Source organism: Nocardioides sp. Z13_37, from assembly GCF_058355585.1.
Window position 1 is genome coordinate 90,912 of sequence record NZ_JBZGDV010000007.1, and the last position, 12,205, is coordinate 103,116.

The window sequence follows — 12,205 nt, forward strand, 5'->3', positions numbered from 1 at the left end:
TGGCCGCGTGTCGGTCTCCGTGGGTGGGAGGACCCGATCAGCGCGGCTCGGCAAGAAGGAGCTGCTCGTGCACGGCACCAGCATACTCGTCGCCATGCCGAGCGACCTGAGCAGGTACGACGACTGCCTGGAGCTGCCGGTCGACCACGTGTGGGAGCTGCCCGCCGGGACGGCCGAGCGGGTCGAGGCGCTGCTGCCCGGGCCGGACCTGGCGGACCGGGCCCGGGCGGCGTTCGCGTGGCAGGACGAGCTCCTGCGCGGGCTCAGCGCACGAAACGCGGGGTGAACGGCGGGTTCCACCACTCGCCGTTGTAGGCCTTGACGGCGCCGATGACGTGCAGGATGCCGGCCACGACCAGCGGCACGAGGAACACCGGCAGGAAGACCACGAAGCCGATGCCCAGGGTGACGACGCCGAGGACGACGTAGAGCACGCCCGCGACGACGAGCCAGATGAACATCGAGATCTGCACGTTGAGCGAGTTCGCGGCGTGCGCCCGCACGAACGGCCCGCGGTCCTTGTGGATCACGTAGACCGCGATGGACGCGAGGAACCCGAGGAATCCCGCGGAGCAGATCATCGCGACGACGGCGCCGGCGTGGCTGATCGCTCCCCACGTGCGCTCGTCCTGCGGCGACATGGTCGTGGGGGTCGGGCGGTAGGCGCCCGGCGACGGCTGGCCGTAGCCGCCCTGCTGGTAGTCGTGCTGCTGGCTCGGGTACTGGTCGGACATCGTTCACTCACTCCTCGACGGGCCGGGCGCCCGTGCTTGTCGAGGTCAACCCAAGCAGGTCCGCGCCGCCGTTTCACGCGGTTCCGGGGTCGAGTCAGGGTCGGGTCAGGGACGGTTCCGGGCACGCCCGCCCACCGGCGGTTGACACCGCCCCGCCCGGCCACCCAGACTCACCCCCCAACGACCATTGGAGGGTGAGCACGTGGCGGACGACCTGACCGATCCCAAGGCGGTGTCGGCGCTGCGCGCGGTGGCGCACCCGGCGCGGCTGCGGATCCTGTCGCTGCTGACCGCGGAGGCGATGAGCGCCGCCGAGGTGGCCCGAGAGCTCGGCCTCACGCACGCCAACGCCTCCTACCACCTCCGGGTGCTGCACGAGGCGGGCGAGCTCGTGGTCGAGAGCGAGGAGCGCATCCGCGGCGGCGTCGCGAAGCGCTACCGCTACGTCGTGGTCGACGACGCGTCGGCCCCGCCCCCCTCGCCGGCGAGCAACGACGACCGCGTCGCCTACGTGCGCGCCACCGCCCGGGAGATCACCCGGCGCCAGCAGTCGCACCGGCGCGGGAACGGGCAGATGTCCGACATCGAGACGTGGGTCGACCCCGAGACCTGGTCCCGGGCCGTGGACCTGCTGCGCGAGGCCAGCGACCTCCTGCACGCCGAGGCCCGACCGCCCCGCTCCCCCGGCACGACCCACGTCAGCGCGTCCTTCTTCGCCTTCGAGATGTCCGACGAGGCCGAGGAGACGTCGTGACCTGGTCGCACGCGCTGGCTCCCCTGCGCAACCGCAACTTCGCGTGGTACTTCGCCTCCCGCACCACCAACACCCTCGGCACCATGATGGCCAACATCGCGCTGACCTTCGCGGTGCTCGACATCGACGGCCGGGCGGTCGCCATCGGCCAGGTGCTGGCTGCGCACACCATCCCGATGATCCTGCTCCTGCTGTGGGGCGGCGTGCTCTCCGACCGCTTCCCGCGGGCGATCGTGCTGCAGGCCTCCAACATCGCCTCCGCCCTCACCCAGGGCCTGATCGCCCTGCTCGTCCTCACCGGCACCGCCGAGCTGTGGATGGTCATCGTGCTGAGCGCCGTGCACGGTGCGGTGTCGGCGATCTCGATGCCGGCGATGGCCGGCATGGTCCCCCAGCTGGTCGCGCGCGAGCAGCTGCAGCCGGCCAACGCACTGCTGTCGCTGACGCGCAACGGCCTCACCGTCCTCGGCCCGACCATCGGCGCCCTGCTGGTCGTCACGGCCGGGGCCGGGTGGGCCCTCGCGATCGACGCGCTCGCCTGGGCGCTGGCCGCGCTCTGCCTGACCCGGGTCCGGATCCCACCCCTGGAGCGGGCCGCGTCCGACAGCACCATCGCCGAGCTCCGCGAGGGCTGGACGTTCTTCCGCCAGACCACCTGGCTGTGGGTGGTCGTGCTCGGCTTCGGCGGGCTCAACGCCATCCACACCGGCGCGATCTTCACGCTCGGGCCCGTGGTCGCCGAGGACACCATCGGCCGGCAGGGGTGGGGCTACGTGCTGTCCGCCGAGGCGCTCGGCCTGCTGGTGATGACGGTGATCCTGCTGCGGGTACGCCTCGAGCGGCCGCTGCTGTGGGGCATGCTGGCCTGCTCGGCCATGTCGCTGCCGATGCTCATGCTGGGGCTCGACCCGGTGCTCGTCGCCCTGGTCGTCGCCGCCTTCGTCGGCGGCATGGGCCTCGAGGTCTTCGGCATGGGGTGGAACCTGGCGATGCAGGAGAACATCGACGACCACCTGCTGTCGCGGGCCTACTCCTACGACATGCTCGGCTCCTTCATCGCCATGCCGATCGGCCAGCTGGCCTGGGGCCCCCTCGGCGAGGTGTTCGGCAACGACCGCGTGCTCGTGGCGTCCGGGATCGCCTACGCCGTGATCTGCGGGCTCGTGCTGTGCTCGCGGTCGGTGCGCACCCTGCCGCGCGCGCCCGTCGCCCCGACGGCGACGGCGAGCGGCGCGGCGCCGTAAGGTCTCGACATGACCGTCATGGACCTCTTCCGTCTCGACGACAAGGTCGTCATCGTCACCGGCGCGTCGAGCGGGCTGGGCGTGGCGTTCGCCCACTGCTTCGCCGAGGCCGGAGCCGACGTGGTGCTCGGCGCGCGCCGCGCCGACCGGCTCGAGCGGGTCGCCGACTCCGTACGCTCGACGGGCCGCCGCGTGCACACCGTCGTGACCGACGTGGCCGACCCCGAGCAGTGCCAGCGCCTCGTCGACGAGGCGATGGCGAAGTTCGGCCGGGTCGACGTGCTGGTCAACAACGCCGGAGTCGGCACCGCCGTGCCCGCCACGCGGGAGACGCCCGAGCAGTTCCGCTCCGTGATCGACGTCAACCTCAACGGCTGCTACTGGATGGCACAGGCGTGCGGGCGGGTGATGTGGCCCGGATCGAGCATCATCAACATCTCCTCCGTCCTCGGCATCACCACGGGCGGCCTCCCGCAGGCGGCCTACTCCGCGTCCAAGGCGGGGCTCGGCGGCCTCACCCGTGACCTCGCCCAGCAGTGGACCGGCCGCAAGGGGATCCGGGTCAACGCGCTCGCGCCCGGGTTCTTCGCCACCGAGATGACCGACACCTACCCCGACGGCTACCTCGACCTCGCCGTGCAGCGCGTGCCGGCCGGCCGCAAGGGCGACCCGCGCGAGCTCGCCGCGACCGCCGTGTGGCTGGCCTCCGACGCCGCCGCCTACGTCACCGGGCAGATGATCCCGGTCGACGGCGGGCTCACGATCGCCTGACGTCCGCGGCCGGCACCCGCCGGGTCAGGAACGGGCGTCGGTGAGGACCTCGGTGACGGCCGCGATGAGACCGGCGATGTCCTCGTCGCTGGCGACCAGCGGCGGCGCGAAGCGCACGGTGGAGCCGTGGGTGTCCTTGGCGAGGACGCCTCGCGTCATCAGCGCCTCGGACATCTGCCGCCCGGTCATGAGCGTCGGGTCGATGTCGATGCCCGCCCAGGCGCCGCGGACGCGGACCTCCGAGAGGCCCTTGCCGACCAGCGGAGCGAAGCCGGCCTCGAGCAGCTCGCCGATCTCGGTCGAGCGCTGCTGGAAGGTGCCCTCCTCGAGCATCGCGACGACCTCGGTGCCGATGGCGGCGGCGAGCGGGTTGCCGCCGAAGGTCGAGCCGTGCGAGCCCGGGGTGATCACGTCCATCACCTCGCGGTCGGCCGCGATCGCGGAGACCGGGTAGAGGCCGCCGCCGAGCGCCTTGCCCATCACGTAGATGTCGGGCACGACATCCTCGTGGTCGCAGGCGAACGTCCTGCCCGAGCGGGCGAGCCCCGACTGGATCTCGTCGGCCACCATCAGCACGTTGCGCTCGGTGCAGAGCGCGCGGAGGTCGCGCAGGAAGCCCTCGGGCGGCATGACCACGCCGCCCTCGCCCTGGATGGGCTCGAAGAGGACGGCGACCGTGGTCTCGTCGATGGCCGACGCGACCGCCTCGATGTCGCCGTACTTCACGCCGCGGAAGCCGGTCGTGAACGGGGCGTAGCCCGAGGTCGCGACGTCGTCGTCCGAGAAGCTGACGATCGTGGTGGTGCGGCCGTGGAAGTTGCCCTCCATCGTGATGATCGTGGCCTGCCCGGCCGGCACGCCCTTGACCTCGTAGCCCCACTTGCGGCTGACCTTGATCGCGGTCTCGACGGCCTCGGCGCCGGAGTTCATCGGCAGGATCATGTCCTTGCCGGTCAGCCGGCACAGGGCCTCGGCGAAGTCGCCCAGCTTGTCGTTGAAGAACGCGCGGCTGGTGAGCGTCAGCCGCCCGAGCTGCTCGCGCGCGACCGCCACGAGGCGCTCGTTGGAGTGCCCGAAGTTGAGCGCGGAGTAGCCCGCGAGGCAGTCGAGGTAGCGCTTGCCGTCGACGTCGACGACCCACGCGCCCTCACCCTCTGCGAGGACGACGGGGAGCGGGTGGTAGTTGTGCGCGGCATAGCGCTCCGTGGCCTCGATGTGGGCCCGGGTGCGCTCGGAGACGGCGGGGGTGGTGCCGTGGGGAACGTCGGTCGCGGTCATGGGCACATCGTGCCACCGGGTGTTTCAGTTCGCCGACTCGGTGGCCCGGTGCTCCGGTGTCGCTGGTTGCTCCGGTCGCGACCGGCCCAGCGACAGGCTCGCGAGCAGGCCCAGGATCAAGAACCCGGCCGCGGCGGCCGCCGAGATGCGGGTCGCGTCGGTGAACGCCTCGCGCGCGTCCTGCGCCGCCGTCGCGGTGGACGGGTTCTTCGCCAGCTCCGGGATCGCGGCGCCGGCGCTGCCCTTGACCGCCTCGGTGATCCGGGTGCGCTCCTGGTCGGGCACGTCCTGATCGGCGAGGTGGGCGTCGAGCCGGGCGCCCAGCACCGTGAAGAGGATGGTGCCCAGGATCGCGATGCCGAACGCCGAGCCCACCTGCCGGGCGGTGCTCTGCGTGCCGGAGCCCTGGCCGCTGAGCTCGACCGGCACGTCGACCAGCACGACGCCGGTGAGCTGGGCGGTGGCGAAGCCCACGCCGAGGCCGTAGAGGAACAGCAGCGGCGCCGTGACCCACCACTCCGAGTCGGTGCGCAGCAGCAGCGCGATGCCCGCGATGCCCGTGATCTCCAGCGAGATGCCCAGCCGGACGATGAAGACCGGCGAGTGGTTGCGCCCGATGACCGTGCCGAGCCCGCTCGCGGCGAAGCTGCCGACGGCGAGCGCGAGGAGCACCAGGCCGGTCTGGAACGCGGTGTAGCCCAGCACGTTCTGGAACCACAGCGGGAGCGCGAACAGCAGCCCGAACTCGCCCAGGCTGACGATCAGCGCGGCGATGTTGCCGTTGCGGAACGAGGTGATCCGGAACAGCGACAGGTCGAGCATCGCGACCTTGCCGGCCGCGTTGCGCCGCCGCTGGACCGCGAGGAACACGCCCAGCAGGACGAGGCCGATGACGAACGAGATGGGGATCGGCGAGATCTCCCACTGCCAGCGGCGGCCGAAGAGGGACAGGGTCTCCTCGGTGCGCAGCCAGCCGTAGGTGCGCCCCTCGATGAGGGCGAAGACCACCGCGCCGAAGCCGAGCGTCACCAGGATCGCGCCGATCCAGTCGAGGCCCTTCTGGGTGCTGGGCTCGCGCGACTCGCTGACCAGGAAGTAGAGGCCGGTGATGACGATGATCGTGAACGGCACGTTGAGCCCGAACGCCCACCGCCACGAGAAGTCGGTGGTGAGCCACCCGCCGAGGAGCGGTCCGAGGGCCGCCGTGCCGCCGATCGTCGCGCCCCACACACCGAACGCGATCCCGCGCTCCCGGCCCCGGAAGGTGGCGTTGAGCAGCGACAACGACGTCGGCAGCACCATCGCGCCGCCGACGCCCTGCAGCGCGCGGGCACCGATCAGCCACTCGCCGCTCTCGGCGACGGCGGCGAGGATGCTGGAGAGCCCGAAGACCAGCGCACCCAGGGCGAACAGGCGCCGTCGCCCCCAGTGGTCGGACAGGCGGCCGAAGACGAGCAGCAGCGCCGCGAAGACCAGCGTGTAGACCTCCTGCACCCACTGCGCCTGCGTGGAGGTGATGCCGAGGTCGTCGATGATGGACGGCACCGCGACGTTGACGATCGTCGAGTCGACGATGATCAGCGAGACGCCCAGGCTGATGACGACCAGTCCGTACCATCGCCGCCGGTCGGGCGGGGCGGCCGCGACGTCGGGCTGGGCGGTCGGGTCGGTGGCCATGCCATCCACGCTAGACCCGCTCACGGGCGGCCACGGCGCGTCGCCGCGCCGACGTACGGGGCCGGCGCCCCCGGAAGGACGAGAGGCCGGGCCCCATGGGCCCGGCCTCTCGTGTCGATCTCCTACTGGTGGAGCTGAGGGGACTCGAACCCCTGACCCTCTGCATGCCATGCAGATGCGCTACCAGCTGCGCCACAGCCCCAACAGCCGGAAACACTAGCCGACACCCGACGACAGGTGAAATCCGGGGGTCACCCTCAGGTCAGCCAGCGCCAGAGCAACCAGATCCCGAGCACCGTCGCCACCACCCCGGCCAGCACCGGCACCAGCATCAGCGCCACGGCGCCGGCCACGTAGGCCCTGCTCGGTGGCTCGCGCAGCGGCTGGCGCTCGATCTCGCGCACCAGCAGGCGGACGTTCTTCCGGTTGGCGCGGTGGGCGACGTCGAGCAGGTCGCCGACGCCCGGGACCAGGCCGAGCAGCGCGTCGACGAGGAGGTTGAGGCCCATCCACGCCAGCACCGGCATCGGCACCCGGGCGCGGATGGCGTCGCGGACGATGATCCCGGAGAGCGCGCTGCCCACGGCGTCGCCGATGCCGGGCACGAGCCCGATGACGGCGTCGAGGCCGACACCGATGTCGGTGCCCGGCACCGTCACCGCGTCGTCCATCACCCGCGCGAGCTGACGGCTCAGGGTGATGTCGACCTCGCGGGCCCGCTCGCTCACGACGCGACGCGGTTCCACGCCGCGAGCCGCCAGCGCACGCTGCCGCCCGTCCAGGTGGAGGCCGAGTGGACGAGCTCGACCCACCCGCAGTTGGCCAGCACGCCCAGCCCGTCGCCGGCGTCGTCGCCCCAGCCGAGGAACGCGGGCACCGCGGTGCGCAGGGCGGCCCCGTGCGAGACGACGAGGCCGGTCTCGCCCTCCCCCAGCCCGTCGGCGTACGACGTCAGGGCGGGGAGGAGCCGGGCCAGCACGTCGGCGCGGCTCTCCCGGCCCGGGACCGCCGCCACGTCGCCCGCCAGAAGGGCGGCGTGCTCGTCGGGGTGGGCGGCGGCGTACTGCTCGTCGGTGAGCCCGACGCGGTTGCGGCCCACGGCGTACTCGCGCAGCCGTGGGTCGAGCACGGGCTCCAGCCCTGCCTCCGCGGCCACGACGTCCGCGGTCGCGGCCGCACGGGCGAGGTCGGAGGACCACACCGCGACGGGCCGGAGGGCGGCCAGGACCGGCGCGACCGCCTTGGCCTGCGCCTCCCCGACCTCGTCGAGGTGGACGTCGGCGTGGCCCTGCGCGCGCCCGGTGTCGTTCCACTCCGTACGGCCGTGGCGGAGCAGGACGAGGCGTCTCACGTCAAGGTCAGCGGGATGAGCGGGCAGTCGCTCCACAGGCGCTCGAGGGCGTAGAAGGTGCGCTCCTCCTCGTGCTGCACGTGCACGACGATGTCGCCGTAGTCGAGCAGCACCCACCGCCCCTCCTTGTGGCCCTCGCGCCGGATGGGCTTGGCGCCCACCTCGCGGAGCTTGTCCTCCACCTCGTCGACGATGGCGCCGACCGCGCGCTCGTTGTTGGCGCTGGCCAGCACGAAGGCGTCGGTGATCGCGAGCTGGTCGCTGACGTCGAACGCCAGGACCTGGTCGGCCTTCTTGTCGTGGGCGGCCTGGGCCGCGACGGCGACGAGGTCGAGGGCGTGGTCGGTGGCAGTCATGCAGTGTCCTTGCTGGTGGAAGTGGTGCTACGGGTGACGCGCGCGTCCCCGCGGCCCGGGCGGCCGGGAACCGACGCGCCGTCGGTGTAGAGGCCGTGCTTGGCGATGTACTGCACCACACCGTCCGGCACGAGGTACCACACGGGTTCGCCGCGACGCTTGCGCTCGCGGCAGTCGGTCGAGGAGATCGCCAGGGCCGGGATCTCGACCATCGTCACCCTGTCGGCCGGGATCTTGGCCAGCGCGCTGGGGTCCATCTCGTAGCCGGGCCGGGTGCAGCCCACGAAGTTGGCGAGCTCGAAGAGCTCGTCGACGTCGCGCCAGGTGAAGATGTCGGCGAGCGCGTCCGCGCCGGTGATGAAGAACAGCTCGGCGTCGGGCATCTCCGCCTTGAGGTCGCGGAGCGTGTCGATCGTGTAGGTCTTGCCCGCGCGGTCGATGTCGACGCGGGAGACGTTGAAGCGCGGGTTGGCGGCCGTGGCAACGACGGTCATCAGGTAGCGGTGCTCGGCCCCCGCGACCTCGCGGTCGCTCTTCTGCCAGGGGTCGCCGGTGGGCACGAAGACGACCTCGTCGAGGTCGAACCAGGACTGCACCTCGGACGCCGCGACCAGGTGGCCGTGGTGGATGGGGTCGAAGGTGCCGCCCATCACCCCGACGCGACGCTGCGCCACCGGACCGGTCACGGGCTCAGCTGTGCTCGCGACCGCCACCGAAGGAGACCACGGCGAACAGCAGGACGAGCAGCAGGCCCAGGGCGATCGCCCCCACGGCGTAGGGGTGGATCGCGGGCGAGTGCTCGCCGGTCTCGGCGGCAAGCGTGATGACGGTGCTCAGCATGTGCTCACCCTACCGGCATCACCGGACGTGGCCCTCGCCGACCACGACGTACTTGCTCGACGTCATCTCCGGGAGCCCCATCGGGCCGCGGGCGTGGAGCTTCTGGGTAGAGATGCCGATCTCGGCGCCGAAGCCGAGCTCGCCGCCGTCGGTGAACCGGGTGGAGGCGTTGACCATCACCGCCGCCGAGTCGACCGCGGCGACGAAGCGGCGGATCGTGGCCTGGTCGCGTGCCACGATCGCCTCGGTGTGGCCCGACGACCAGCGCCGGATGTGCGCGATCGCGCCCTCGACGTCGGCGACGACGGCCGCGGAGATCTCGGGTCCGAGGAACTCCGTGGCGTGGTCCTCGTCGGTCACCGGCACCACGTCGTCGTACTCCGCGAACGAGGCGTCACCGTGGATCAGCACCCCGGCGTCCTGCAGCGCCTCGACCACGGTCGGCAGGAACTCGTCGGCGACGTCCTCGTGGACGAGGAGCGACTCGGCCGCGTTGCACACGCTGGTGCGGTGGGTCTTGGAGTTGAGCACGATCGCGAGCGCCTGCTCGAGGTCGGCCGAGGCGTCGACGTAGACGTGGCAGTTGCCCACCCCCGTCTCGATGACGGGCACGGTCGACTCCTCGACGACGCTGCGGATCAGCCCGGCACCGCCGCGCGGGATCAGCACGTCGACGAGGCCGCGTGCGCGCATCAGCGCCTTGACGCTGTCGTGGGAGTCCCCCGGCACGAGCTGGACGACGTCCTCCGGCACGCCGCTGCCGGCCAGCGCGCCGCGCATCGCAGCGACGATCGCGGCGTTGCTCGACCGGGCGCTGGAGGAGCCCCGCAGCAGCACCGCGTTGCCGGCCTTGAGGCAGATCCCGGCCGCGTCGGCGGTGACGTTTGGCCGCGCCTCGTAGATCATCCCGACGACCCCGAACGGCACCCGCACCTGGCGCAGCTCCAGGCCGTTGGCGAGGGTGCTGCCGCGCAGCACCTCACCGACGGGGTCGGGCAGCGCGGCGACGTCGCGCAGGCCCTGCGCCATCGCCTCGAGGCGGGAGTCGTCGAGCCGCAGCCGGTCGACGATGTTGGCGGGCGTGCCGGCGGTCTCGGCCCGGGCGACGTCCTCGGCGTTGGCGGCCAGGATCTCCGGGCCCGAGGCGACGAGGGCGTCGGCCATCGCGCGGAGGGCGGCGTCCTTCGTCGCGCGTGTCGCCGTGGCCAGGTCGTGGCTGGCGGTGCGGGCACGCTGGGCCGCCTGCCGGACGTCGTCCTCGCTGCTCATGCGCACGAGGGTAGGCCGAGCCGGCCCGTCCGTGGGCGGTGTCTCGCCCACCGACGGCGCGCGTCATGGCCCGGACGCGCAGCGACCCGGCAGGAGTCCTGCCGGGTCGCTGGGAACGGTCGGGCGTGCGGGTCGCTCAGCCCTTGCGCTCGGCGATCTTGTCGGTCGCGGCGGGCAGGACGGTGTGGAGGTCGCCCACCACGCCGAAGTCGACGAGCTCGAAGATCGGGGCCTCGGGGTCCTTGTTGACCGCGACGATGGTCTTCGAGGTCTGCATGCCGGCGCGGTGCTGGATCGCACCCGAGATGCCGTTGGCCACGTAGAGCTGCGGCGAGACGGTCTTGCCGGTCTGGCCGACCTGGAACGCGTGTGGCATCCAGCCGGAGTCGACCGCGGCACGCGAGGCGCCCACCGCGGCACCGAGCGAGTCGGCGAAGCCCTCGATGGGCTCGAAGTTGCCGCCGGTGCCACGACCACCCGAGACCACGATCGCGGCCTCGGTCAGCTCGGGACGACCGGTGGACTGACGCGGCTGGGTGGCCACGACCTGCGCACCCTTCGCGGCGTCGGACACGGTCGCGGCGAACGCCTCGACCACACCCGCACCCTCGGCCTCCTCGGGGGCAGCCGAGTTGGGCTTGACGGTGATGATCGGCGTGCCGGTGGTGACCTTGGCCCGCACGGTGTAGTTGCCCGCGAACACGCTCTGCGTCGTCGTGCCGTCCTCGGCCACGTCGACGGCGTCGGTGATCAGCCCGGAGCCGATCTTGATCGCCAGCCGCGCGGCGACCTCCTTGTTCTCGAACGTCGAGGGCAGCAGGATCGCCGCCGGGCTGCTCTTCTCGACCAGCTGCTGCAGCGCCTCGGCCTTCGGGGCGACCAGGAAGCCCTTGATCTGGGCGTCGTCGATCACGTAGACCTTCGCAGCGCCGTACTTCTTGACCTTCTCCGCCACGGCCTCGCCCTGCTCGGGCGAGCCGAAGAACACCGCGGACGGCTCACCGAGGCGACGCGCGATGGTGAGCAGCTCGTAGGTCGGCTTCTTGACCTCGCCGGCGGCGTGGTCGATGACAACAAGAACCTCAGACATGTGGTGACTCTCTCCAGTCTCGGCAGCCGGCTCAGATGAACTTCTTGGACGCGAGGAAGTCGACCAGCGCGCCGGCGCCCGAGCCGTCCTCGTCGGTGACGATCTCACCGGCGGTGCGCGGCGGGCGCGCGGTGGTGTCCTCGACCTGGCTGTAGGCCACCGACAGCCCGACCTGGTCGGCGTCGAGGCCGAGGTCGCTCAGCGACCACGTCTCCAGCGGCTTCTTCTTCGCCGCCATGATGCCCTTGAACGACGGGTAGCGAGCCTCGCCGGACTGGTCGGTCACGCTCAGCACGATCGGCAGCGTCGCACCGATGACCTCGGTCGAGCCCTCGTTGTCACGCTTGATGCGCACCTGGTCGCCCTGCGACTCCACCACCGAGGCCAGCGTCACCTGCGGCAGGCCCAGGCGCTCGGCCAGCATCGCCGGCACCACCGATCCCGCGGCGTCGGTCGAGGCCATCCCGCAGATCACCAGGTCGGCGCCGGTGTCGGCCTTGACCTTCTCGATCGCCTTGGCCAGCACCAGCGAGGTGCCGAGGTAGTCGGAGCCGGCGATCGCGTCGTCGACCACGTGGACACCGGCGTCGGCGCCCATCTGCAGCGCCTTGCGGACCGCATCGACGGCCTTCTCCGGCCCCACGGTCAGCGCGGTCACGGTGATCTCCTCACCCTCGCGCTTCTCGCGGAACTGCAGCGCCTGCTCAACGGCGTACTCGTCCAGCTCGGACAACAGCCCGTCGACGCCGACGCGGTCGACCGTGAAGTCGTCCTCGAACTTGCGGTCGGCCGTCGCGTCCGGCACGTACTTCACACAGACAACAATGTTCATGGTGGTGTG

15 protein-coding genes and 1 tRNA gene are annotated in these 12,205 nt (G+C 71.8%); 4 read left to right on the forward strand and 12 right to left on the reverse strand.

Annotated features, from left to right (window positions below):
* The first annotated feature begins 7 nt into the window (after positions 1 to 7).
* Positions 8 to 286: a hypothetical protein gene (locus AC4H2S_RS16330; RefSeq protein WP_491498034.1), complete on the forward strand. Its 279-nt coding sequence runs from the start codon at positions 8 to 10 to the stop codon at positions 284 to 286.
* Here AC4H2S_RS16330 and AC4H2S_RS16335 read toward each other — a convergent pair.
* On the reverse strand, positions 264 to 734 hold the full coding sequence (locus tag AC4H2S_RS16335) for a DUF4870 domain-containing protein (protein ID WP_491498035.1): 471 nt from the start codon (positions 732 to 734) through the stop codon (positions 264 to 266). The genes AC4H2S_RS16330 and AC4H2S_RS16335 overlap by 23 nt on opposite strands.
* 202 nt (positions 735 to 936) lie before the next feature.
* Between AC4H2S_RS16335 and AC4H2S_RS16340 the strand changes: the two genes are divergently transcribed.
* Genes AC4H2S_RS16340 through AC4H2S_RS16350 form a run of 3 tightly spaced genes read left to right on the forward strand, consistent with a single transcriptional unit; the run spans position 937 to position 3,503 of the window.
* Positions 937 to 1,488 (forward strand): ArsR/SmtB family transcription factor, encoded by a 552-nt coding sequence (locus AC4H2S_RS16340; RefSeq protein WP_491498036.1) that lies wholly within the window; start codon positions 937 to 939, stop codon positions 1,486 to 1,488.
* Complete coding sequence (locus tag AC4H2S_RS16345) at positions 1,485 to 2,732, forward strand: MFS transporter (RefSeq protein ID WP_491498037.1); 1,248 nt, start codon at positions 1,485 to 1,487, stop codon at positions 2,730 to 2,732. The genes AC4H2S_RS16340 and AC4H2S_RS16345 overlap by 4 nt, the downstream gene beginning before the upstream one ends.
* Before the next feature lie 9 nt (positions 2,733 to 2,741).
* Positions 2,742 to 3,503: an SDR family NAD(P)-dependent oxidoreductase gene (locus AC4H2S_RS16350; protein ID WP_491498038.1), complete on the forward strand. Its 762-nt coding sequence runs from the start codon at positions 2,742 to 2,744 to the stop codon at positions 3,501 to 3,503.
* Positions 3,504 to 3,527: 24 nt separating this feature from the next.
* Here the strand turns inward: AC4H2S_RS16350 and rocD are convergent, their stop codons facing one another.
* From rocD to AC4H2S_RS16405, 11 genes are all read right to left on the reverse strand, one after another.
* Positions 3,528 to 4,781 carry an ornithine--oxo-acid transaminase gene (rocD, locus tag AC4H2S_RS16355; RefSeq protein ID WP_491498039.1) on the reverse strand — a complete coding sequence of 418 codons (1,254 nt, stop codon included), beginning with the start codon at positions 4,779 to 4,781 and terminating at the stop codon, positions 3,528 to 3,530.
* Positions 4,782 to 4,805: 24 nt separating this feature from the next.
* Positions 4,806 to 6,458 carry an MFS transporter gene (locus AC4H2S_RS16360; RefSeq protein WP_491498040.1) on the reverse strand — a complete coding sequence of 551 codons (1,653 nt, stop codon included), beginning with the start codon at positions 6,456 to 6,458 and terminating at the stop codon, positions 4,806 to 4,808.
* 126 nt (positions 6,459 to 6,584) lie between these two features.
* Positions 6,585 to 6,660, reverse strand: a tRNA-Ala gene (locus AC4H2S_RS16365).
* 55 nt (positions 6,661 to 6,715) lie between these two features.
* Entirely contained in the window at positions 6,716 to 7,186 is a 471-nt protein-coding gene (locus tag AC4H2S_RS16370; protein ID WP_491498041.1) for a DUF4112 domain-containing protein, read from the reverse strand.
* Positions 7,183 to 7,809 (reverse strand): histidine phosphatase family protein, encoded by a 627-nt coding sequence (locus AC4H2S_RS16375; RefSeq protein ID WP_491498042.1) that lies wholly within the window; start codon positions 7,807 to 7,809, stop codon positions 7,183 to 7,185. The genes AC4H2S_RS16370 and AC4H2S_RS16375 overlap by 4 nt, the downstream gene beginning before the upstream one ends.
* Positions 7,806 to 8,165: a ribosome silencing factor gene (rsfS, locus tag AC4H2S_RS16380; RefSeq protein WP_491498043.1), complete on the reverse strand. Its 360-nt coding sequence runs from the start codon at positions 8,163 to 8,165 to the stop codon at positions 7,806 to 7,808. Before rsfS ends, AC4H2S_RS16375 begins: the two co-directional genes overlap by 4 nt.
* Positions 8,162 to 8,851: a nicotinate-nucleotide adenylyltransferase gene (gene nadD, locus AC4H2S_RS16385; protein ID WP_491498044.1), complete on the reverse strand. Its 690-nt coding sequence runs from the start codon at positions 8,849 to 8,851 to the stop codon at positions 8,162 to 8,164. Before nadD ends, rsfS begins: the two co-directional genes overlap by 4 nt.
* Before the next feature lie 4 nt (positions 8,852 to 8,855).
* Positions 8,856 to 9,005 carry a hypothetical protein gene (locus tag AC4H2S_RS16390; protein ID WP_491498045.1) on the reverse strand — a complete coding sequence of 50 codons (150 nt, stop codon included), beginning with the start codon at positions 9,003 to 9,005 and terminating at the stop codon, positions 8,856 to 8,858.
* An 18-nt stretch (positions 9,006 to 9,023) separates the two neighbouring features.
* Positions 9,024 to 10,274, reverse strand: coding sequence for a glutamate-5-semialdehyde dehydrogenase (locus tag AC4H2S_RS16395; RefSeq protein ID WP_491498046.1), 1,251 nt, complete (start codon positions 10,272 to 10,274; stop codon positions 9,024 to 9,026).
* A 136-nt stretch (positions 10,275 to 10,410) separates the two neighbouring features.
* Positions 10,411 to 11,364: an electron transfer flavoprotein subunit alpha/FixB family protein gene (locus AC4H2S_RS16400; RefSeq protein WP_491498047.1), complete on the reverse strand. Its 954-nt coding sequence runs from the start codon at positions 11,362 to 11,364 to the stop codon at positions 10,411 to 10,413.
* Between the two features lie 31 nt (positions 11,365 to 11,395).
* A complete protein-coding gene (locus tag AC4H2S_RS16405) occupies positions 11,396 to 12,178 on the reverse strand; it encodes an electron transfer flavoprotein subunit beta/FixA family protein (RefSeq protein ID WP_491498048.1) in 783 nt (260 codons plus the stop codon).
* Between the last annotated feature and the right edge of the window lie 27 nt (positions 12,179 to 12,205).

Bases quoted from the DNA above. Each gene is read 5' to 3' on its own strand.
- AC4H2S_RS16335 (WP_491498035.1), bottom strand. From the start codon at position 734: ATGTCCGACCAGTACCCGAGCCAGCAGCACGACTACCAGCAGGGCGGC.
- AC4H2S_RS16350 (WP_491498038.1), top strand. From the start codon at position 2,742: ATGACCGTCATGGACCTCTTCCGTCTCGACGACAAGGTCGTCATCGTC.
- rocD (WP_491498039.1), bottom strand. From the start codon at position 4,781: ATGACCGCGACCGACGTTCCCCACGGCACCACCCCCGCCGTCTCCGAG.
- AC4H2S_RS16360 (WP_491498040.1), bottom strand. From the start codon at position 6,458: ATGGCCACCGACCCGACCGCCCAGCCCGACGTCGCGGCCGCCCCGCCC.
- rsfS (WP_491498043.1), bottom strand. From the start codon at position 8,165: ATGACTGCCACCGACCACGCCCTCGACCTCGTCGCCGTCGCGGCCCAG.
- AC4H2S_RS16390 (WP_491498045.1), bottom strand. From the start codon at position 9,005: ATGCTGAGCACCGTCATCACGCTTGCCGCCGAGACCGGCGAGCACTCG.
- AC4H2S_RS16395 (WP_491498046.1), bottom strand. From the start codon at position 10,274: ATGAGCAGCGAGGACGACGTCCGGCAGGCGGCCCAGCGTGCCCGCACC.
- AC4H2S_RS16400 (WP_491498047.1), bottom strand. From the start codon at position 11,364: ATGTCTGAGGTTCTTGTTGTCATCGACCACGCCGCCGGCGAGGTCAAG.